We start from the raw sequence: 22,407 nt of genomic DNA on the forward strand, positions 1-22,407 counted from the left end.
ATTCCGCAAAATGGCCCGATAATGTAAACTTGAATGCCTTTTATTCCGTTAAAGCTCCCTTTTCTGGAACAAAAGGTATATCTAAAATGTGTCCTTAAACCTTACCATATGACTTTTGTTATTGATATCTTAGCTGTTTCGTATCTATTCCAAACTGTATCGCTATTCAAACTGCTACCCAATACATCTCTTAAACCTAAATTCCTTAGCATATTATCTTCTTCTTTCGTGATTACACACCCAATGAGATTCTCCTCAAGAAATTTATATAAGTCTTCATTACTGCATTTATTATATAACATTTCTAAAACTTCATGTCTAATTACATTACGGGGGACAACATGATCGTGAATTAACCCTTTCGTTTTGTTTTTTTCCCTATTGGCGTATTGTTCATAGGCTCTATCGGACCACCATTTACAACCTTTATGTTTTCCATTATATTCAGTCCAACCCCATAGAAAATCATCAAGTAATATATGTACATTTCCTAATGGTAACTCATCTGTTAAATACAGCTGATAAACCTTTGAAAGTGACTTAACCATATCCAGTTTGGTTATGAATTTTCTATTTTTTTCTGCTCTCCTCACAAGTAAATACACCCCTCTCTCTATTTCACAACCTTGCCCAATTCAGTCACAGTGCTTCTTCTACAACTGCGCCCGATAATTGAATAAATGAATCTTAATTAACTTTCAGCTTATTCAATCACGGCGGCCCTTTTCTTGAACAATACCCATATTGATGCAGAAAAACAATAGGCTAATCTTTATTATTATTTATTAATTCCTCACGTATCCTTTTTAGTAATTTGGTCTGTTCAAGTATGTTGTTGTTAACCTTCCGTATCGCATCAAATACAAGAAAGATGCCAACAAAAATTAAAATTAAAAACAATAAATTCACTTTTTGACACCCCCCCCTATTTTAAACACCCCTTGTTCCGGAATGCGCCTGATTGAGGAAAAATCCTTGCTTAAAATCTACGGTTAACTCAATAAATAGTAACACTCAATCATCCTTTTTGAGAATTCTACGGATAGATCTATATGTTGGTATTCCCATTATCAACATAAAAGCAATAATAAACCATAGAGATGGTTCAAAAGTGATAGCATTATAAATAATTATAAGTACTGCAATCCAACCAAGAATGCTGGCTATCAAATTGTCTTTTTCAGATTTAAACATTGAATCACTTCCTTTTAAATCGTTGTTCAATTAATGTCTCTTATAAGCAAAAGTGGAACAGGTCTTAATCCGTTCTTGCGTCCGATTGGTGAATAAAACAATTCTTACTCATTACCATTTTTTATTCTATGATTCTCATCATCAATATTCTATGATTCTCATCATCAATTTTCTTTTCAATTCTATTAAGTTGATTGGTTCGCTTTTTATTAGAACGAAACATCTTTTGCGAATTCGGAAAAGTCCGTGTCTTTCGTTTCATAAATCAGATTACCATCTTTTAGTTTTGCCCCTCCACCAGCTCCGGCTAAACGAGCATCTTGAGAGGGTGAACCAACATACTTTTGTTCCACTTGTTTTGTCGTTCTCTTTGGGGTTTCTGTTCCACGAAAACTGATAACAACTTCCTTTGTTTCGGCGTTCTGTAGAACATAGCCATGAAGGCCAGTATCTTTATCTTTGATGGTTTCGATATTTTTCCAAATGATTTTATCACCGTTACTCTTGGTAAATTTGATTTCTTTTTTGTTATCTTTATAAGTTTCCTCTGAAATACCACTTGCTTCAAAATCTGTAACGCTTTGACCCATAGATAAATTTTCCTTTCTCTTGTATACTCTTTAAATACAGAGGTGATTTTATTGAAAAATAGGTCGAACTTATCAATTTTAATTTTTATTATGATTATTATTATACTATTAGGAGGTTGTAATTTGAACCAAAATAATGATAAGTACGATGAAGAAACAATCTCTAAAGCTAAAGAAACAGCTGAAAGTTACATCAAAAACAACTATAAAGGCGTTCAATCTATTGAAATAGAAGAGCCTTACCAGGCACCAATGGGAAGTATGACAGTTGATGGAATTGTGAATGGTGAATTTGGATTCTCGATAAGTTTGAATGAGGATTTTACAGTATCAAGAATTGGAGAAAATGAAGGATTTCCAGATGAAAAAGAAGAGTGTAAAGAAAAGGTTTGTGATTATTAAATAGGACGGTATTCAGAATGTGGAAATATCTTGTGCTTTTTATAATTGTCAGCATAGTACTTGTTGGGTGTAATGTGAATTCAACTAACCAAAATTATGATGAAAAAGCTATTGATAGAGCTAAAGATACAGTCGAAAGTTACTTGAAAAACAATTACGAAAATATAAATAAAGTTGAATTTAGTGATGATACAAGTGATCCTATGGGAGGTTTAATGATTCGTGGAACAGTGAATGGTGAGGCTGGATTTTCTGTCAGTATTGACCCCGAAAATTATATTGTAAATAGTTTAGCAGAGAAAAAGGATTTTCCAAGGAGAAAAAAGGAATGCAAGGAAAGATCATGTGATTATTAAATAAAGCAGCATGATTAATTTTTATTTATTTACGACACTATACTTTCCAGTCTTCTTCATTTCCTTCATTGTTGCTGACCTAATAATAAAGGGAAGCTATTTAGCTCCCCTTTTATACTTAGTTATATTGTGATTATTTAAAAAATAGAATTAGTTAATTAGTAACTGCTTGTTTTACTTAAAAATTAAGTTTGAAAAGTCTTGCTAGTCTTCCGTCTCTTGATACAGGTGATAACTCAGTGTAGAATTCTATGTCTTCAACTATTGCCTCTCCCTCATCGTATCCATGTTCAATGCGAAATCGATTAGCTATATATCTTATACATCGAATACGGGATGGAAAAACACATATCTCATTCCCCATCTTATCTAACAAAATTGTTAAAGTTTGATTAGGACAGCGAAAACTATTAACCATATGCTCAGAATTCTCTTTGTGAGTAACCCATTCTAAATTACTTTTTTTAGGATTTAATCGGTCAGAATCTATATGGTTAACAACCGGTTTATTATCAGGATTAGGTATAAATGCTTTTGCAACCAGTCTATGAACTAATAGCTGTTTAGGTTTACCATTAATTCTTAAACGAACAAACTTATAACCTCCATTGTTAATATGATGTGTTAATAATTTACCATTAGTTTTATTTAGTACATCGCCATCTGTGTTTACCATATAATTTGGATAACTTTCAACCTCTTTCCATTTACCAACAGATGTAATTTCATTTAGTTTATTTAGAGTTTGTGTATCCATACGTCACCTCCTTAGACCCTCATCATTAATGTTGTATTTGCTAAAAAAGTAGGTATATAAAAGTACCTATACCTATTAATACCAATAATAATAACAAACACCCTAGAGTTGAACCTATTTTAAATTGATGATATCTCCTAAAATTAAAATTCTGCCTTGCCTCAAGGGCAAAAGAATATACAAAAAATAAGAAGATATTTATAATAATTCCGTCTTGGACTATTCCATCTAATCGTTCTTTCACCTTATATTCTATCAATTCAAAAGCCTTATATGCAGGCTGATTCCAAATCTTCTTTGTTTTAATATAGTTTTCATTTAAATCTTCAGCTATTGCTAAACGACATTTATCTTCTTTATCTGACATGGTAGATAACAAACCGTTCAAAGTCATAATCATATCATTATCATTATACTTTTTAATGTGGTGTTGAATAAAGGAATGAAAGGATTTTTCAGTCCCCAATTGTGATTTAAAAGTATCAATAGACATATTTTTCAGTTCTTCATCAGAAAAATTTTTCGTTGGCAAACCAATCACTTCCTTAAATTATTTTTTTGATTACTATATTATGATTAAAGCTCTTTACTATAAATAATCTTTATATTTCGTTAAGCCCTTATCTAATAGTCCCATGTTAATATCCTCTTGATTACCTAGTCCATTTTCTACTACTGCTTTACGTAACATAATGTCTATGTTTTGGTTTAACGAATCACTCGAAACAATACGGTTGTGAAATATAGGTGTAACGACAACTATTTGGAAAAGTAATGAAAATATTATCATGAAAAGAAATAATCCCCATGATTGGAACGGATAAACCGCAATAAAATAAGGTAATTTTGATATCCACTTTAAAACCGTTTGAGGAAACTCGTTCGACACTCGTACTCTTTTATCAAAAAGAGCTAGTATTTGTTCTTCTACCAATGTGTATTTACAATTCCCAAAAGACTTATGATACGTAATAAAAACTTTAAATACAAATACTCCCCAGAAAAGAGGACTAGAGAAAAAGCTAACATCCATCATAAAACCTCACTTTTTTCTATGTTTATCCCGACGTATCTTTAGTCATTCCTATCAAAAGTAATAAGGACGAGAGGAAAATAAAGGCCTCCCGTACTTCTTCCATTACCTTATTTGCATAAAGATTAAAACTACCTCTATCACTAAGGGTAAAAAATTATGTGGTATTAATACCCACTACTCGTTTGCTTCGAATTCTAATTTGCCTTTAATTATATTAGATGAATGCTTAGATGATATCTCGTATCGAATATATTCTGGAACCTTATTAAATAATAATACTGACGGAAAATAGACTTTATCTTTGGCTTTCATATATGATTGATTAAAAGTTATTATGGTTTGTTGATCTTCCTCGTATAATTTGTATATATAAAAACTTTTTATACGACTAATATATTCGTTTTTGTAGAAGTCTTCATAGTAGGCTATATCTAAATTAGCGTCAGTCTCAGTAGGACTGAATTTATAATTCTTTATTGAAGAAGATTCTATTTGTTTCAAAATATATTTGGGTGTATTTTCAAAAGATAATTTAATAATTTCATCATCTGGTACTGGAAAATCATTCAATTCACATAAAGAGCCGGATGGCATAATTAATTTAATATCAATATCTTCATCATATTCAGTTCCAGTATTTTCAATTGCTAGATCAAGTCGGTATTTTGAATCCAATTTTTCAAAATAGTCTTCGAAATGACCTATTGCTATAACTAATTTGTACAAATCCAATATTAGATGGTATTTTTTCGTCTCATCGTCTGATCCAATAAGTTCATATTTATTTCCACTACCAGTGATTGCTACTAAATTTTGTTGTTTCTTAAGGTTTCCCAATTCAAAGAAGCTAGATTCTATATTTATTCGATTGTTAAGAGCAAATTTTTTTATTTCACTCTGCTTCTCTACATCTATCTCTACATCTATAGTTTTAAATAACTGTATATTTAAATTTAGTGTGTTTGGATTTTTTGAATTAAGAAGTTCATCTGATCTAATAAGCTTATATGTTTTAATTTTATGAATTATTTCAATAGCTTTTTCTCTTAAATCAGATAAATACTGTGATTTTATAAATTCTGATTTATAAAGCAATGGAGGGTTACTAATCTTACCATTTTGTGCTCCTTTTACCGTAAAAACTTTTTCTTTATTCTCGACTGTCTCTGTTTTTTTGGCTATTTCCTTAAAAAAATGCATCTGTAGATGTTGTAATAGTTTTGTTTTAAATTCCTGTAGCTCTTTGTAAATTGAATATATACCTCTATCAGAATACTTATCTTGGAAATTTATTATTCTTTGACGTTGATCTTCTTTGATCAGATGTGGATCTATCGGACGTCTACTAAAGTATAAAAATACTTGCTTGTTGCTTTCTAGTAAAATTTCAATTTCTTCTTCTGTACCTGATCTATAATCATCTGTAGGAGAACCAAATGTTGTCCAAAAAACAGCTATTGCAGCGTCCGCAGACTTTACTATTCAACAAAGGTTCCTTGTCTGTCAGGAAACCTTCTTTATAGTTACTCCATCAATTCGACAGAAAGTGTATTAATTTTAGCGGGATGCGATTCTAAAATAATACCATCATATTCAACATTTATCTTGTCCCCAACTTGAAATTTATCAACTTTATTCACGGAAAGATCCACATATACATTTCCTTCTGTACTTCCTAATTTACCGTACACGAGCGCCGTGTTACCTGTAATTTCATTGATTGTCCCAGTGAAATAGACACTTCCTGTATAAATGTCATTAGTTTTTTCATCACTTCCATTAATTGAACTTGAACACCCCAAAATAGGTAACAAGAAAATAATAGCCAAGCCTATACGTAATCTAAACATCGATTTCTCCCTTCTTTATGGCGTAAGGGATCCTTATTATTAAGGAATGCACCCTTTTATTTATGGATTAATATTAAAAACGTATATCTAGTAACCGCTTGATATCTTTAAATCGTTTCTTATGTTTTTTCAGTAAAGATTTAAGGCTTCTGCAAAGAATTGAAATCTTTGTAAGGAAAAAGGTTAGAAGTTATATCACTTAATACATAAAAAGCATTGAAAACATTTACTTATCCCATTCCTCCTTTAAAATAGCATAGGAATATTCATCCCACCATTGATCACCATGAGGGATGCATTTTTTAAAATAACCTTCTCTTCTCATTCCAATCTTTTCCATTACACGATAAGAAGGAATGTTTTCTGGCTGACATGTAGCTACAATTCTATGTATCTTTAAATCCGAAAAGCCATATTTTATTACTGCAGATGCAGCTTCGGATGCGTAACCTTTATTATAATATTCAGGATTAAATACCCACCCTATTTCATAAGAATGATTACCAAAATAGTTAAAAAACTCTAAATGCCCGATTAAACTATCTTCATCAGCTAGTATTACTGGGAATTTCTCAGCTGAATCACCAAGATTTTTCTTAATAAGCTCCTTTGTTTCTTCTTTCGTTAATACACCTTCTGGCATATATTTCATCACATTCTTTTGGGAAGTATACGTATGTACTTCTTCCCAATCAAGTAATTCAAAATTACGTATAATTAATCTTTCTGTTCTTATGTACATTCTTTCTCCTTTAAAAATTGAAGTTTGGAAAAAAACACGTTATTAATAAACGAGCCCTATATGGAACAATTACTTTTTCAGCTAACTTTCTAATAATTGATTACAAAGATCCCCACAAAGGCCTTGTGTTTTATATCTATTTACCATTTCTTTTAAATCAATGAATAAAACATTATCTTTTAGTACTTTCTCAAATTAGTAATATGCTAAATTCGGATTAATCGCTACCTCTGTGCCATCCATACATTTTGGTCTTTAAATTCCACTGGGACTTGTTCTAACCTTAAAATTCAGTTTAATTTCATTTTTTATCTTTCTCAATCACACGTTGAATGACATAAGCAGTACCAATTGTCGGATGGCCTGCAAATGGTATCTGTGAATCAGGGGTAAAAACCTTACATTATATCACATTATATCCCCCATTCTTTTGTAATCCTAATATTATATTCAGAAAAGTTCATCTCCTTTGCAACCCTTGAACGTCAAGAAATCGTTCTTCTGTTTGGACAAAAACAATGTAGGTATCCTCAATTTTCCAACTCTGTCCACTTTCCCATTTTTGAAAAGGTTCGTATCCTAGTTCCTCAAGGTACCAACACCAAAAATCAATTGACCTTTTTAAATCGGAAACATATATCTCAATATGATGAAGTAATCCGTTTGACAAGAAATAACCCTCCTTCCCCTTATTCTGTTCTTGCGCTCGATTGCGAAAGTTAGATATAAACTTTATTTACCATCCGTATAGAATTTAAAAAACTTTTTCGTTGAGTTGATTTCATAAGGATACAAAGCATACTCAGTAGGTGAACTCGAATAACCATGTTGACATATCATATCCGTAAGATTTCTGCGATGATATGTGCCGTGGCTGACAATATGCTGAACCAATTCGGAAAGATAGGCTAAGAGGGCCCCTTTAAAGGTATTCTCTTGACTCTTAGAGTTTGGCTCGATAGCATCTTGATATACAGGTTTTAAAGCATTCATCTATAGATGGACTAAAATATTGACAAGCTTTCCGAACGGATCCCTAACGAAAAAACGGCGTACATCCCATGGCTCATTAGCCGGTCCATACTCAACTGGAATACCTGCTTCTTTTATGCGGGCTAATGCATCATCAAGATCATCAACTTCAATTGACAAATCGGGCACCGGAGTGCCGGAACCACCTTCTGAAAGGAAACTAATTTGCGTTTCCATTTTTTCATGTGATCCGTATGTTGCAATAAAATCCATATTCATTAATTGATCAAGTCCAAGAACTTCCTCGTAAAAGTGCTTAGCTTTTGTAAAATCCTGAGTTTCCACATTGGCAACAATCCGTTTAATCTTCATCCTTATTTCCTCCAGCGCTATCATAAATTTGTTCTACAAATACAGAAGAAAGGGCGCCTCTTACCCCAGATAGGCGCCCGTTAATGTAAAGAGTTATACATTAGAATTTCCAGCAATTAAATAACCAAAGTAAAAAACTAAAAGTCATAAGTACATTTGAAATAATACCAAACTGCAAACTGATTCTCCCCTAATATTCCAAACACAATGACAGGCTGTTCTTCACTACCCATGAAGGATGACTCAAAGCCTATATCCCGATAGAACCTAAGTAATTTTCCAATTTTCTTTTAACAGAGATCAACTCCCTTAATTATTATCCTTAGTAAGAAATTCGACAAATGAATAAAATATCCTTTAAGATGCTATCTTTCCGTCAAATCGGATCGATTGATCAAGTTCTTATTCCAGATCTGCCTCCATTGTGGAGGATTAAATGAAACATCTTGAAGAGAAGCTAGATTTGATTACTCTAAACAAATCAAGTAATACAATGACGTTTATAAGCAATAAAAAAGACTTTTCCTGGTGGTGATCCCTGAAAAGAGCCTTTTTACTACTTATTATTAATTTGTGCTTGATGTTAAATCATTAACTTTCCAGTGTACATCGGTAGGGTCAATAGAACTTACAACATAAAACATGTATTCATCTGCAACATTTGGAACTTCAAAAGAAACATCCAATGTCACTGATTCGTTTGGTTCGATTTGAACGTTTAAAGCGTTTTTGTCAGGAAGAACTTGTCCTTCATAAGATTTGTCCCATGGTTCTTCACGCAATTCAAACTGTAATTCCGAAGGGTTAACTGTCTTCCCATCATCACGAACATTTTTCACAGTAAAACTAACAACGACAGAATAATTATTGTTAGATGTTGATTCTTCTGGTTTTATTTTTTCAGAATAAGCACTATTTACTGTTGTGCCATAATAACCACCTTTAGATCCTTCACCATACAACATAATCTCCTTTTCTAATCGTTCCATACGCTCTTGATCACCGTAAGGTTTTGTTGCTGGCCCTTGTTCATTATCTTCGTTCATTTTGTTATCCATGTTATTTTCTTCTTTTGCTTTCGCTACGTTGGATTCATTTTCTGATGTACTAATCATTCCATTAACCAAAAATAATCCCATAATTATGATACCTATACATGAGAGTCCAAATATTTTTTTCTTCATACAACCACCTTCATAAAAAAGTATTTATCCAAAATTTAACATAAAATCAGATAAATATGTATTTTAAACCCTAAGCCTATTCCAAAACTTAGCCCGATTGATCAAGTTCTTATTCCAGAAAAGCATCGTTTGTGGTATAGTCAAACCAAGATTCTCAAAATCGGACCTGTTTTATAGCGCCCTTAACGACGCTAATTTTCCCCACAAAAAAGACAACCGCAACAATCTGCGATCGCCTTACTTCGATCTATTTTTCCTCTTTTCAATTTCCTTTTTAATCATCGGTACACCTTTTTCTTTAACTGCTTTTTTCACTTTGGGGTTGTTCAGCAATTTTACAACCTTCGTCAATTTTGACATGGTTCATCCTCCTATTTATCATGACAAGACAAACATCTCTCTGATTTACTTTTATTATAACCTATTACCTGTCCAATATAAAACATTTCCCTTAACCGCCTCTTTAGATATAAAATTGTGTTTGTAGTACTTGATAAATCCAACAAACATTAAAATGGAACCGATGATGTTATAGGCAACGCGGAATCCGTGAACGATAAGGAATTCTTGTGCTGTTCGTTTTAAGAATTCAACAGAATGAACATCTACCCCTTCGATGAACAGAATCTCGTTACGTGACCATTCAAATACAATGGATGTCGCTCCTTCTAACACAATCATAAGGATACTGAATAAAATCCAATATCGGACTGGCTCGGTCTTCCAGGCTAGCATCAACGCCAGAATTCCTGTTAAAATACTTGCTGCTCCTAAGGGTGGAAAATAGGTATGCGGGCTTGCCACTGCCATAAATTCCATTCCGAGCTCCAACGACTTGGGAATGTTATGAAAAATATTCGGATACAACAAGAACGTATCCACCAAAATACTTCCCAACAAAAGCCATTGAACCCAGAGGTGGACTAGTACTGTTCCAAACGTAAATTTTATTAACATAATCAAAGCTCCTTTATTTGACACTCAAGGATGTGTCCCTTTGTTATTTTTCTAAAACCATCATAATCAATAAAGCTTAAATTCTTCTTATACAATTCTTAACGAATCCTTAATTCATTTTAGGTATAAAAAAAGAAGCTCTCGATGAACTTCGCTCTTATAATTCCTTATTTATTTTTTAAACCGGTAGCCTACTCCCCATATTGTTTGTATATACTTTGGATTGGAGGGATCTTCCTCTACTTTCTCCCTTAATTTTCTGATATGGACGGTTACAGTTGTAATATCTCCGAATGAGTCGATCCCCCAAATCCGTTCAAATAATTCTTCTTTCGCAAACACGCGGTCTGGATTTGAAGCAAACAATATTAATAAATCAAACTCTTTCGCACGTAACTCTTTTTCCTCTTCGTTAACAAAAAGCCTACGTGAATTCAAATCGATGTGCAGACCTTTTATACGAATTTCATTTGGTTTATGATTCTTTCCAACGAGCCGTTCGTATCTGGACAAATGGGCTTTCACCCTAGCGACAAGTTCACTAGGATTAAAAGGCTTCTGGATATAATCATCAGCACCACGATCAAATCCGCGTATTTTATTAATATCTTCTTTTCGTGCAGTGACCATTAAAATAGGAATATCCAAGCAATCTCGCAATTGTCTGCAAATGTCAAAACCATTAACACCTGGCAACAATAAGTCCAGGATAATAAGGTCGTAATTGTTTTGTAAAGCTAGTTTTATTCCTTCTTCACCAGTAGTTGCAATATCAGAGAAATATCCGTTTACTTCTAAATAATCTCTTTCCAATTCAGCAATATGCATTTCGTCCTCAATGATTAGAATCTTTTTCAAGACGACACCTTCCTAAGTGTAAAATAAATACTTGTCCCTTCCCCTTGATCGCTTTCAGCCCAAACCTTACCACCATGTTCTTCGATTATTTTTTTAACAATCGCTAACCCAAGTCCACTGCCCCCTGTAGAGGAATTTCTTGAAGTGTCTGTTCGATAAAAGCTTTCGAAAATACGGGGAACATCTTGCTTAGCGATCCCGCTTCCATTATCATTAATCTCAACTTTGACCTGTCGGGACTCAGATTTTAAGTAGACCCCAATCTTCTTATACTCTTTATCCATATATTTCAGGCTGTTTTGAACAATATTGGTCACGATCCGCCTTAATTGCTCACGATCTGCTTTCACGATATAATCATCATTTTTATCAGCCCTCAGAGCAGCTATCCCCTCTTCTTTTTCCAGGTCAAAAGCCAATTCATCAATAAAATCTGTGAAAAAAGAATATAAGTCTACTTCTTCAAACGTAAACGGGATTTGTTCGATATCTAATTTGGAATATCGAAATAAATTATCGATAAGACCATCCATATTGTTAGCCGTTTTATAAATGATATCCATATACCGTTCCAGTTTCTCCGGGTTATTTGCAACTCCATCCTGAATTCCTTTTACGTAGCCTTTTATCGATGTTAATGGCGTCGATAAATCATGTGAAATACTCGCAATCAGCTCCTGGCGGTTGCGTTCATACCTTGCTTGATTCTCTTTTGCCTGTTTTAGCCTTAACCTCATCAATTCAAACGTATTGGAAAGCTCACCAAGCTCATCTTTCTTATTAGTTACAATTCTATATTCCAAATCGCCTTCACTAATCTTCCTCGCCGAAAAGATTAGTTGCTTTATCGGTATAATAATACTCCTGGACACGTAATACGTCAGTAAACCATTCGTAACAATCAAAATGAGTACAATCGAAATCAATCGCAAATTAAAAAATAACTGTAAATCCGAACCTTCTATGCTGCCATTAAGAATAACAAACATAACGTATCCTAATACTATTTCTACTAATAAAAACCCAACAATCGGAAGCATCACCATCCCTATGTTAGATAATATTAATCGTTGCTTAATGGACATGACCTTCACCTACTTACATTATTGTTACTATCAACTATGAATTTAAACTAGTCGTTAAGATGAGTTTAGCATATCACTTATTTAATTTCAGATTGTTTTTTGTCAATAATCGGTACGATAACTGCACAAATAATGGTCGTAAAATACGAAAGATACTTAATACCAATTGGTTCGTTAAATAATATCATTCCCAATACTCCAATAAAACTTGATAACGCAATTCCAAGAACAAATCCTCCGATTAAGCCGACAAGTATTCCTAGAAATATTCTCATATTACGCCTTTCCCTTCAGATTATTTTTGTTATCGAATGTGAATTTCCATACTTTTGAAACCATTGAGTAGGACATTACAAAAAATAGAACACCAAAAACGGGATGCATCGCACCTAACAATGGTAAGTTAGCTGAAATATTCGCGGTGAAATACATTAGGAACATCGAAATTAGAATCCCTAACACTTGCCAATACGCCCAGTGTGGTAAGGCACCGATAAATGCAAAGACCAACATGAAAACCGGTATATTAAATCCAAATAAGTGAACGAATGTCATATGCTTCATCCAATTCGCCGGACTTATAAAAATAGACATGCCTGCCAAAAAGATTTGAGTGACTACACTTAATGTAAAAATAATGGCTAATACAAGGTAGACAATCCTACCTATACGAACTCTCTGATCTATTTTTCGCAAATTGTTTCCTCCCTGTATTTGAACACTGTATCAATCATACAAACCAAATATAAAATCACTCTTAGGTAATTCTTAAATAATTCTTAAATAAAAACAGGATATTTCAACTAAAATAACGGTAGCTCATTTGGAGCTACCGTTGGTTTCATTACACTAATACGCTTTTCCGTTCTTTCCATTCAACCAAATATTCCTATATGAATAAATTACTAAGCATTATGGTGATCGAGAAATCATTTTAATAATGGGGCGTATAAGAATACTTCTACCTAAAGAATAAGCTTTATTATGCTGCGCTATTTTATCAAATAGTGACAAAATTTTTTGAGTCTTTTCACCTCTTTATTCTAATCTTGCGCCCGTTTAATTACCCTTCATTTATTTTCTTATTATCTTCACTTAGAACATAAATTTTTTGAGTGCCGGGAAACGATTTTCTTACATTGTCGTATTGAAATAATCCTTTCACGAGCTTCTCAATATGTTCTCCAATTTCCTTGGCACTTGGATCTGAGCTGTTTATCGAGGTATTAATAAAGACAGGATCATTAGGAGTTAATACGGTCGTAGACGTAATTTGAAGACCTTCTATATCCTTCAATCCCTGGTTGATGGCTGGAATAATTTTCAACTCCCAGTTTCGTTTTATACCATCAGTAAAATATGTTGGGAAGTCCTTAACATTAAGCCCTTTTTCTTCAGCAAGCTTGATAAATTCTTTATGATAGTTGTTAATCTTTTGAGGGTCCTTAATCTTTTTATGTTTTTTATAAAAAGACAAATTAAGTGTTTCATGGCGGCCATCGGTGGATGTAATCCCACCTCCTGCGTGAACCTGTATTTGATGGATCTGTTCCATTTTCTGTGCAACTTCCTTCATCATTTTTTGCTCTCGTTTTAACCTTTCTGTCACATTGGTGTCATTGGCATAAGCAAGAACTTTAACATCATAACCCTTATATTTTTTTGATTTCAGGACCTGTTCAATACGTTGTTTAAGGTCGTATAAATAATTTAAATCACTCTTGGCATAAGGCCTATATACAAAAATAATTTCTTTTTGGGCATGGGAAATGGTTAATTCACGGCCATCTGGAAAGCCTTTTTTCTTAAATACCTCTTTTAAAGAGTCGTGTATAGCATTTTCCAATTTGATGTTTTCGTTAATCATTTCATAATGGGTAATTAATTGATTTGAACTGCCTTTAACTTTTGCTGACGTAACTTCACTGAATCCGGTAAAGTCAAGACCAACGAAGCCTATTAACAGCAGCACTGTTATTTTCCTAACAATTCGTTTATTCAACCGTAGACCTCCTAGGTACATTCACTTTATTTATAGTTATATTTACCCTTAGTTAACGATTTATTCGGAGGTTCTATTTCGATTCCAGATATGCAGGCTATTGCGGTACACCTATGGTAACTCGTAAAATCCGTTTATAAGAAGGTACAGTATTATTTGCCTGATGTCCTTCAGCTACGATTTAACTTTGAGAGGATAGTAAACATTTTCTAGAAATCTACTTCACTTAGCTCTTTTATTTCACCTAATAGTTCTTTGTGTTTTTTAATCGTAATTAGAGGTTCTTGTAGTGAATTAACATCACTATATGGAAATATAAAGGTTCCATCATCTAATACGTAAAAAGCATACGAAGCTTTCTTACCTACTTTTAATTCTTTGCCTTCAGAAAAGGCAAACGTATAATTATCCTGTGTTTTCATTTTCTCAAATACCTTCTCAGAAGTTGTTCTTTTTACCTTAAGTCCCTCTATAATAGTTAATATTTGTTTTATCTTTTGTTTTTCATTCACCATTTTAGTCAATTCTTCAGATGATGAATTATTTACCGATTTTTGAATCAATAACGACCCCGATAAATCTTTATCCTTTACTTGTTTAACTTTTTCATTATCAGAACAGGCACTTAATATAATTGCAAAAAGGATTAGAATTGAAACTAAATATTTAATAAAAACACCCCTAATTTTTCCAACATTATTCCTGATTCGCGCCCTTTAATGAAAGACTAATTTCATGATTACACTTCTATCGTCTAAATTTTTATGGACCATATTTTTTAATAATTCGATGGCTTTATTAGTATTAAAAAATCTCTTAGGTAAAAGAATGGCTTTATTCCTAGAAACATATAAACGAAACATTTTCTTATGTTCGTATGCTTTAAAAATATCTCCCCATTCAAAATATGTATTCGAACTTCCTCTTTTCTGATGAATTCTTTGTTCACTAATCAAATAAGAAAGATCGTGTCTTATTTGTGTATCGCTTTGAAATTCTTTACGAACTCTTATCCGTAGTATGAATTTAAGTATCAATATTAACGGAACCGTAATAAAAGAAGCTGTAAGTAAAGAAGATAATATTATAGTAATCCAAGCCACGAAAATTGAATACCCAAATAAGAAAGATAAGAAAATCCCTATTTTATAAAAAAGTAAGACAATTATAGCACTTAATATGATTACCTGAAATATAAAATTCCCCATAAGATATTTTCTTATATGTTAAGCATTATGCAGTTTAAAATCCTCATATGTAATGTTCCCCGTTAACAAGATCTCTGCATTTTCTCTTTCCATTTACTTCTCTGCCTCTCTATCATAGTTTTATTCTTAATAATAAGTATCCACAATAACAAACTATATCTCCCTTTTCAAAATAATTCCATAGCCTAATTGCGTTAACGCGCCCTTTGTTGAAGAAATCCATTTTGTTTTTAATTAAAAGGTACTTTTCTTTTCCAATTGTGGTTTGAATAAATAAATGACAATACAATCGCTCCAACAACACTTGGTAGCAAAATAAATGATAAAAATTGAAGTGTGAACATCCCACTCACATCAAAATGTCCGTGAATAGGTCCTAAAATTTGTGTTGCTGTCATAATTGCAGCATGAAATCCAATTGATGTCCACACACTTCCAGATATAGCCCTAAGCACACCTAAAATAATTGCAAAACCTGGGATAAATTGAAGCTGTTCAACAGAATACATCGCCCCTATAAAAGAGGCAAATAAGGAAAACAACAAAGCTTGTAAGATGATTGTCCCCCAATGAGGGAATAACGCATTTAAGTAACGATAGATATATCCCCTAAAAACAAGTTCTTCAGGCAAGGCTTCTATAAAAAATACAGTTATGAATAAAATCAAAATACTCATCAATAGGTAACTCAAATCTGTATAAACTTTTATTTCAACCCACCCAAGCATTAAACAAATATATAAGCCAATAAATGCAGGAATTGTCCAGAGAAAAAAACCAAGAAGAAATGAAAAAATATTTGTTTTAACAGTTAACTGCCCAAGTTGGTTCCATGAAGTTTTGTCAGTTTTTAGTGCAATCTGTAAGAGAATAACGGTTAAAACAGTTGTGATTAGAGCAATTATGAAGTGGCTAAGAGGACTATATTGTTGAGCCATAAACGTATCACTAAGATAGGTTATAAAATTCCAAATGATAATACTTGAAGCCGACACTGCAGCAATCCTTATTATTATGTCTTTCATTTTATAATTTTTCACCCAATTCACTTTCCTCTCCGCTCTCACCCTTTAGATTTTAATTTCCTAATATTCAATTCTCCTTTCGCAATCCTTCCTCGTTAGTTTAAGTTCATGTCTCACAATGTAACTATGATCTTAACATAAATATCAAGCTTCATATTCAAAACCTGGCCCGATTGTTATGCAATCATTAGACCAACCTTTGCACCAAGATCTGTTGCCCAAGAACATAAAAATTTTACCATAATGAGAAACCAAGAAATCGCCAAGTCTTTTTGGGGTATTTAAATTGAATAATATAAAAGATGACTAAGATGCGAAAGAAACTTCAGTAGCATATACATCTCGGAGCCAATTCCCCCTTCACTCATTCCAGTCCCGAATAAGCCTAATACGATATACGACAATAATAAAAGCAAAATAATAATGTTATATAATGAAATGCCTTCTTACTCAACTATATCAATCCTAATATTTAATATTTTTATCCTTTTGCTATTTCTTCCACTAACTGATCCTATTGTTCAATTTCTATTCCAGATTTCGCTCAATAGCTGAAAGATTATCGAAGTAACTTAAATTTGTTTATATTTGTTTGTAAAGCAAATTTCACAATAAATACTCCCATTTGTGGATTCCACCCATTAATTAGTGATCGACTCTGTTATTCCAGAGCACCCTTTTCCGGCGATTTTGCGATTGCTGCCATGAACTCTTCAAGTTTAATTTCTTCACAAGTACCACAAGTGTTTTTTCAATTTTGATAAAAGCCCATATTATCACCCCGAATTATTTCATGTAGTGTTATCCTACACAAAATCTTCTCACACTCTTGCTTCCGATTGTTTCTTTATTTCGTTCTTTTTTTTAATGCGGTTATTATAATCGCAAATAAAACTATACTTAATACAGAACCCAGAGCAAAACCTAAAGAAATGAAATCAAAAACAAGATATACAATTAACATACATAAAAGATATCCTGCCACAAAAGCCAGCAAAAAACGCTTTAGCTTCATCACTAATCCCTCCATAAACTAGTCTTTATAAGCAATTTAAACGCATCTCTATATTAAGAATAGCACCTGATTTGAAGAAGATTGGTTTAAAGATTAGAAGACTTTTAAGTGGCGTTTTATTCCAACCCACGCTTATACCTAAAAAACATCACACCGGAATAAACCACTGTGAAGGTTATTGAAGAAATAAGAAAATTGGATAAACCTCCAGAAAATAAAACGAAATCTATTATAAAAAATGTGATGTTCACCAAAAGTAAGACTATTGCTGTCCTCAACAATAAATTATAATTTTTCCATTTGGGCGAACGATCCAACATCAAAGCAAATATACCCAAAACTAACACAAAGAAGAATCCAAATAAGGATACAATTAGACTTTTTTGCTCCACGACATAGGTAGAATAGAAAACAACAGCAGATAAAACAACAAAAAATAAAATACCAATCCACATCTTAACTCCGATTGTCCAGTTCATATTTTCCCTCTCTTTTCCGCAAAATGATCCTTATATACGATATTGACGCTAGAGAACATTGCATTCCTCCTTTGTTGCGTATAGAAAAGAATAGCATGAAAAATTTCAAGTATTTTTTGCTCGCCAACTTGTATATTTCAATCAGCTATTAATTTTTCTCCTAAAATAGTTTTGCTGGATCAGGTGTTAGAGTCAAACCTTTTTTCAATGACCTCTTTTTGTATAATATATAATGTTTATCACTGTACTTAAAATTTACTTTATTGGCACCGAATGTGACAGCCTTACTGTTTCTCATGAGAATTTCATATTTACCGCAGTCACCGTCAGAGTAAGTTACAGCAATTTGTCCTTTAAATGTTCTAGGTTTTTGTACATAGGTACATCAGCTACGAGCCCATCTATCACTTTCTTTAATATATTGCCAAAATATCCTTGAATGACGCCAATTTACTGATCCCTCTATTGATATTACTTTGTAGAGAAACCATTTAATTTTATTGCATAATAATATTCCTGCATTTTAACCACTTTCTGTCGTTATTAACTTTTTAAACGATTAAATAGTTCCAGTAATTAATTTAGGGATTTTTATAAAATTATTGTTTCCTCATCTAAATAACTTGATGGTTGAATTCAAAGTATTCCATGCACCACACATAAATTGTATCAAATTTTTTCCAAATCGCTATCCATCTTTTTTTAATTACGCCAAGAGTAACACCTGCAAGCATGAAAAATACCGGCACGATGTACGCGCGTACGTGCCGGTTACTAATACCACTTGATTGGGTAGTAATAATTAGACTCATTCTTTTTATGCCACAAACGCGCCCGATTGTTTTACAATTCACTTCCAAAACCTAATTATAATAAATCCCTATTTTTACGATAAGAACGGTTTAAAGATATGAAACTTGCAAAAAACCAAACGATACCAATGCTAACAACTAGTCCTAGAACCCCGCGCCATTTATCAAATCCATCTATGGCTAAATACACGAACATCAATACAAAAAACGTGAGGATACGCATCATTATTTCTTTTAACTTTCTTTTATAGCGCTTATCAGTTGCCACATCAGTATATTCAATACCAGCTATGATGTATCTTACTAAGATATAGAATAGAGAAATGACGATTGGTATTAATAAAGCATTTACGACAGACATATCGAAATAATTACTGTATATAATCATTCCGATAAGTGAAAGCAATAGAATTACTACGCCTTCCGAATAAAAGTACAGCATCATCTTTTCTTTATATTCGTCCTTTGGCAATAAAAATGGTATCCAAGATTTCACCATTATTCAACCTCCCAAAATAATTCATCTAACGTTTTGTTTAGTGCCTTGGCTATTGCTACGCATAACTGAAGACTTGGATTATAGGTTCCTTTTTCAATTAAGCCAATCGTCTGTCGCGTTACTCCTGTTTGCGAAGCTAATTGTTCTTGCTTAAGAGAAGCTTTAATACGAGCAATCTTCACATTATTTTTCATAAGTTCACCTACGTTTGAGCAATATATATTTAACATATGCAATTTATATATTACACCATTGGTGAAAAAAGTCAAATTAAAAAGAGGTTTTTACAACCTCCTTTGATTTTTTATTATTAGTGAAATCACAATTCCAGATACCAATGCACCTAATGCTACAGATAGTGCTTGTGAAAAGATTGATTTTGTAAATATACCCCTATAAAAGTTCCAATAGTTAAACCGATAGGAAGTACCCAATTTAAATAAACACACCCGGGTCAACGTATTATGAAAGAATTGGGCTTAAAGTGTCTTGTCCGTTAGTGAAGCGGTAGCCGTGATGAGCGTTGCTATCGCTTCTGTTATTTTTGTAAGACCTTCTAACATTTACTCCCTCCTTGTCTATACTCCTTTTATACTATTAATAGTATAAATTAACAAGAACTTTTTACCATTTTTTCTATTTTCTTTATAAAAAAAGTCTGTAATATACAGACTTTAAATAGCATCATTCACTTCAAAGTCCGTACCTTGCATATATCGCTTCATTGTTTGGTTAGTCATTTTTTTAGATCTTCAGAGAATGTAAACATACCCAAAAAAAGAGGCAGCTAACCTATACAAATTATTCACTTTCAGTTGCTTTATCCTTACGTATCGAACCAACAGATTCAATGACCGCATTTGTAGATACATGTATATTACTTTGCGTAAAGGAGTTTCCCCCTCTAACCCAATTATCCTTTATCTCATTCCAAAGATCGTAGTGTCTCTGATAAAGAATGTCACTAATCCCTAATATATCTACCTTTAAATCTTTTTGGGCTTTTTCGATTGTTTTTTCAGCTAGCTCTTTAACCCTATTTGCAGTTGCTTCTTCTACTTTTTTTAAATATGATGTATCCATAACATTTTCTGCCTGTCCAAACCTTTCACCAACGTCCCCTTCTATGTTAATTGCTACTTCAACACTAAGATTTTCTCTGTTTTCATCCTTAATTTGTATAGTTTGATTTATTTTTGATATCTCAACGGTAAGTTTTTGGCCATCTACTTCTACTTCTATGGCACCACCCTCATCCTTTTCCGTCATAAATTCTAAGCCTTTTGTTTCGTCTTCTGAAAGAGAGTCGATCATTTCATTACTTATCCCCCGAAATACAACTGCTCCTTTATACTGAAGAAATTTGTTATTATATATGTGTAGTTCTGGAACAACATAGCTTATTTCACTTAATAGTTTCTCATGAATATCTTCTATATGCATAGTTTTTAATGCCCCGAAATTTTTATAATTGTTATCCATCAACGAATGGATATATAGAGCAGGTATTTTTTCATTTTCGGGTTTGATATTCAAAGCCTTCCTTGCTTCTCCTTCTACAACTACTATCCTCAAATTTCGACGCATTTCATGATCACGAAGATGAACATCCATGATATTTTCAAATAATCTCGGTTCTTTTACAACGTCTTCCGAAAGAAGAAGTAACTTTATATGGGCAAAAAATAGGGATTGGCTTGTTAATGAAGACATCTCTCGAGTAATTTCAAAAAGACTACCTCCGGTGGCTGATATATTCATATAAGCTTCTTGGTTTCCTTTACTTTCCATTGGTGTTCCTACCCCAGAAGGAACAACTGCTTGATTTGTGAGCATAAGTTCATATGTACCATCCGATTTCTTATCTACTAAATCTATGGCAGAACCAACAACAAAGCCCCGATCTTCAATTTCTACACAATCCCAGCATCCAGATAAGAATGGTAAAATAATTAAGATAAAAAGAAGAAATTCAAAGTAGTGGTATTTCCTCATTTTATTTAACTAACTCCTTAAAGCTATATCGGCTTTATAATTTCAGAAATATATAAGTTATTATCTTAGAAATTCCCTAAAATGAAGGAAATATAATTATTAATTTGATGGTTACGACAGCAAGGTAATTAATTAGAAAATAGTATGTGAGCTTATAACCCAGAAAGAAAACTAGTCGATTATTATTCCAACACCCCCATTAAAAGGGGGGGATTGAAGTAAAATATTTAAAGTTTAATTGTATTTATTTTATTTTGAGGATTGATAGCTTACAAAGTGTTAATCAATGACTAACTTACACGTTATTCCATAGTTGGTCCTGATACCGTTTGTGGTTATCGGTTGTTTTAAAGGGAATTGAGATACTTTAGGCACTTTAAGGCATTTAAGCATTTAAGTAGCATTCCTGGCTACTTTAGCTCCTATAAGTAGACCTTTGGACAACCGCCGAGAGAGTGTTTTTTTAAAACTTTCTTTCTGGTTTATCAACTCTCAAATTTCTTTTTTATATAATTCTTTTTAAAAAAAGCTGACCGTTTAAGTAATTAGCTTTTTCCTTAGAATCCATTGTAATAGAAATCCCAAAAGCAAACCCGGAATCACACTTAATATTGGAAGCCAAATTGGCCCCAACAACAGCCCAAATAAAGTCAGCCTAGACGAATATATGGTTCCAACGGCCACAAAATAAGCTGAAAATACAAATGGTAAAGAAGAATATGGCTTTTTCCCACCGCCTGCATCTTTATAGGCATCCCACATAGCAAAAAAGTACAAACAAGGATAAAACATGATCCAATGGTAATTGGTTTGTTGAATCGCTGCTTCAATTTCTCCATGAAAACTTAGAAGTATGACCTCGTTAAAATTTCCTTGTACATTGACCAAAATTTCTAAAAGAAACAATAAGATACCTTTAAGATATTTTTTGTTGAGGATTTGTCCAAACCCAGGAAGGGCAACACTCCATAATAATGCTTCCAATTTGTGGCTTTTTTCTTTCATACGACCTGACAT

Annotated in this window: 29 protein-coding genes and 1 pseudogene; 2 read left to right on the forward strand and 28 right to left on the reverse strand. The window is 32.8% G+C overall.

The features are described 5' to 3' along the window. Window positions 1-101: 101 nt before the first annotated feature. The 3 genes from BN990_RS10890 to BN990_RS10900 form a co-directional block, all read right to left on the reverse strand. Window positions 102-593 (reverse strand): hypothetical protein, encoded by a 492-nt coding sequence (locus tag BN990_RS10890; RefSeq protein ID WP_038244084.1) that lies wholly within the window; start codon window positions 591-593, stop codon window positions 102-104. A gap of 172 nt (window positions 594-765) precedes the next feature. Beyond that, window positions 766-909: a hypothetical protein gene (locus tag BN990_RS22930; RefSeq protein ID WP_187370455.1), complete on the reverse strand. Its 144-nt coding sequence runs from the start codon at window positions 907-909 to the stop codon at window positions 766-768. A 494-nt stretch (window positions 910-1,403) separates the two neighbouring features. Then, complete coding sequence (locus BN990_RS10900; RefSeq protein ID WP_038244090.1) at window positions 1,404-1,784, reverse strand: alpha/beta hydrolase family protein; 381 nt, start codon at window positions 1,782-1,784, stop codon at window positions 1,404-1,406. A 123-nt stretch (window positions 1,785-1,907) separates the two neighbouring features. Here BN990_RS10900 and BN990_RS10905 point away from each other — a divergent pair, with 123 nt between their 5' ends. Together BN990_RS10905 and BN990_RS10910 are read left to right on the forward strand one after the other, a co-directional pair. Next, window positions 1,908-2,186: a DUF1433 domain-containing protein gene (locus BN990_RS10905; RefSeq protein ID WP_038244093.1), complete on the forward strand. Its 279-nt coding sequence runs from the start codon at window positions 1,908-1,910 to the stop codon at window positions 2,184-2,186. A 17-nt stretch (window positions 2,187-2,203) separates the two neighbouring features. Beyond that, complete coding sequence (locus BN990_RS10910) at window positions 2,204-2,542, forward strand: DUF1433 domain-containing protein (protein ID WP_038244095.1); 339 nt, start codon at window positions 2,204-2,206, stop codon at window positions 2,540-2,542. A gap of 178 nt (window positions 2,543-2,720) precedes the next feature. Here the strand turns inward: BN990_RS10910 and BN990_RS21545 are convergent, their stop codons facing one another. From BN990_RS21545 to BN990_RS11025, 25 genes and pseudogenes are all read right to left on the reverse strand, one after another. Continuing rightward, window positions 2,721-3,299, reverse strand: coding sequence for an HNH endonuclease (locus BN990_RS21545; RefSeq protein ID WP_051739095.1), 579 nt, complete (start codon window positions 3,297-3,299; stop codon window positions 2,721-2,723). A gap of 40 nt (window positions 3,300-3,339) precedes the next feature. Further along, the gene (locus BN990_RS10920) at window positions 3,340-3,831 is read right to left on the reverse strand and encodes a hypothetical protein (protein WP_038244097.1); all 492 of its coding nucleotides are present in this window, start codon (window positions 3,829-3,831) and stop codon (window positions 3,340-3,342) included. A 57-nt stretch (window positions 3,832-3,888) separates the two neighbouring features. Beyond that, complete coding sequence (locus BN990_RS10925; RefSeq protein WP_038244100.1) at window positions 3,889-4,332, reverse strand: hypothetical protein; 444 nt, start codon at window positions 4,330-4,332, stop codon at window positions 3,889-3,891. A 177-nt stretch (window positions 4,333-4,509) separates the two neighbouring features. Next, on the reverse strand, window positions 4,510-5,535 hold the full coding sequence (locus BN990_RS10930; RefSeq protein ID WP_038244103.1) for a hypothetical protein: 1,026 nt from the start codon (window positions 5,533-5,535) through the stop codon (window positions 4,510-4,512). 323 nt (window positions 5,536-5,858) lie between these two features. Further along, the gene (locus tag BN990_RS10935) at window positions 5,859-6,185 is read right to left on the reverse strand and encodes a DUF3221 domain-containing protein (RefSeq protein WP_038244106.1); all 327 of its coding nucleotides are present in this window, start codon (window positions 6,183-6,185) and stop codon (window positions 5,859-5,861) included. 226 nt (window positions 6,186-6,411) lie between these two features. Then, complete coding sequence (locus tag BN990_RS10940; protein WP_021291435.1) at window positions 6,412-6,927, reverse strand: GNAT family N-acetyltransferase; 516 nt, start codon at window positions 6,925-6,927, stop codon at window positions 6,412-6,414. Between the two features lie 481 nt (window positions 6,928-7,408). Further along, window positions 7,409-7,597: pseudogene (locus BN990_RS10945) on the reverse strand (VOC family protein); the annotation flags it as partial. A 62-nt stretch (window positions 7,598-7,659) separates the two neighbouring features. After that, window positions 7,660-7,920, reverse strand: coding sequence for a DinB family protein (locus BN990_RS21940; protein WP_021291438.1), 261 nt, complete (start codon window positions 7,918-7,920; stop codon window positions 7,660-7,662). Beyond that, entirely contained in the window at window positions 7,921-8,271 is a 351-nt protein-coding gene (locus BN990_RS10950) for a VOC family protein (RefSeq protein ID WP_038244110.1), read from the reverse strand. Between the two features lie 566 nt (window positions 8,272-8,837). Then, window positions 8,838-9,455 carry a DUF4352 domain-containing protein gene (locus BN990_RS10955; protein WP_051739097.1) on the reverse strand — a complete coding sequence of 206 codons (618 nt, stop codon included), beginning with the start codon at window positions 9,453-9,455 and terminating at the stop codon, window positions 8,838-8,840. Between the two features lie 237 nt (window positions 9,456-9,692). Further along, the gene (locus BN990_RS23385; RefSeq protein ID WP_021291442.1) at window positions 9,693-9,815 is read right to left on the reverse strand and encodes a hypothetical protein; all 123 of its coding nucleotides are present in this window, start codon (window positions 9,813-9,815) and stop codon (window positions 9,693-9,695) included. A 54-nt stretch (window positions 9,816-9,869) separates the two neighbouring features. After that, window positions 9,870-10,412 (reverse strand): hypothetical protein, encoded by a 543-nt coding sequence (locus BN990_RS10960; protein WP_232620905.1) that lies wholly within the window; start codon window positions 10,410-10,412, stop codon window positions 9,870-9,872. 171 nt (window positions 10,413-10,583) lie between these two features. Continuing rightward, entirely contained in the window at window positions 10,584-11,270 is a 687-nt protein-coding gene (locus tag BN990_RS10965) for a response regulator transcription factor (RefSeq protein WP_038244113.1), read from the reverse strand. Beyond that, on the reverse strand, window positions 11,267-12,355 hold the full coding sequence (locus BN990_RS10970) for a sensor histidine kinase (RefSeq protein WP_038244114.1): 1,089 nt from the start codon (window positions 12,353-12,355) through the stop codon (window positions 11,267-11,269). Before BN990_RS10970 ends, BN990_RS10965 begins: the two co-directional genes overlap by 4 nt. A gap of 77 nt (window positions 12,356-12,432) precedes the next feature. Next, complete coding sequence (locus BN990_RS10975) at window positions 12,433-12,630, reverse strand: DUF5957 family protein (RefSeq protein ID WP_021291446.1); 198 nt, start codon at window positions 12,628-12,630, stop codon at window positions 12,433-12,435. A gap of 1 nt (window position 12,631) precedes the next feature. Then, window positions 12,632-13,051, reverse strand: a complete 420-nt coding sequence (locus BN990_RS10980; protein WP_051739098.1) for a DUF6220 domain-containing protein — start codon at window positions 13,049-13,051, stop codon at window positions 12,632-12,634. Window positions 13,052-13,418: 367 nt separating this feature from the next. Continuing rightward, window positions 13,419-14,357, reverse strand: a complete 939-nt coding sequence (locus BN990_RS10985) for a DUF4030 domain-containing protein (protein ID WP_038244118.1) — start codon at window positions 14,355-14,357, stop codon at window positions 13,419-13,421. 209 nt (window positions 14,358-14,566) lie between these two features. Next, the gene (locus BN990_RS10990) at window positions 14,567-14,920 is read right to left on the reverse strand and encodes a hypothetical protein (protein ID WP_038244121.1); all 354 of its coding nucleotides are present in this window, start codon (window positions 14,918-14,920) and stop codon (window positions 14,567-14,569) included. A gap of 153 nt (window positions 14,921-15,073) precedes the next feature. Continuing rightward, a complete protein-coding gene (locus BN990_RS10995; RefSeq protein WP_158295238.1) occupies window positions 15,074-15,460 on the reverse strand; it encodes a YcxB family protein in 387 nt (128 codons plus the stop codon). Between the two features lie 335 nt (window positions 15,461-15,795). After that, on the reverse strand, window positions 15,796-16,605 hold the full coding sequence (locus BN990_RS11000; RefSeq protein WP_148530704.1) for a CPBP family intramembrane glutamic endopeptidase: 810 nt from the start codon (window positions 16,603-16,605) through the stop codon (window positions 15,796-15,798). 832 nt (window positions 16,606-17,437) lie between these two features. Then, the gene (locus tag BN990_RS22595) at window positions 17,438-17,605 is read right to left on the reverse strand and encodes a hypothetical protein (RefSeq protein ID WP_021291452.1); all 168 of its coding nucleotides are present in this window, start codon (window positions 17,603-17,605) and stop codon (window positions 17,438-17,440) included. Between the two features lie 1,346 nt (window positions 17,606-18,951). Next, window positions 18,952-19,395 (reverse strand): hypothetical protein, encoded by a 444-nt coding sequence (locus BN990_RS21550; RefSeq protein ID WP_021291464.1) that lies wholly within the window; start codon window positions 19,393-19,395, stop codon window positions 18,952-18,954. Then, a complete protein-coding gene (locus BN990_RS11015; RefSeq protein ID WP_021291465.1) occupies window positions 19,395-19,589 on the reverse strand; it encodes a helix-turn-helix transcriptional regulator in 195 nt (64 codons plus the stop codon). Before BN990_RS11015 ends, BN990_RS21550 begins: the two co-directional genes overlap by 1 nt. Window positions 19,590-20,196: 607 nt before the next feature. Beyond that, entirely contained in the window at window positions 20,197-21,390 is a 1,194-nt protein-coding gene (locus tag BN990_RS11020) for a Ger(x)C family spore germination protein (RefSeq protein WP_038244128.1), read from the reverse strand. Between the two features lie 537 nt (window positions 21,391-21,927). Beyond that, a complete protein-coding gene (locus BN990_RS11025; RefSeq protein ID WP_031335570.1) occupies window positions 21,928-22,395 on the reverse strand; it encodes a hypothetical protein in 468 nt (155 codons plus the stop codon). Window positions 22,396-22,407 lie beyond the last annotated feature (12 nt).

Origin of the sequence: Virgibacillus salexigens (assembly GCF_000723585.1) — a bacterium.
Classification (GTDB): domain Bacteria; phylum Bacillota; class Bacilli; order Bacillales; family Amphibacillaceae; genus Virgibacillus; species Virgibacillus salexigens.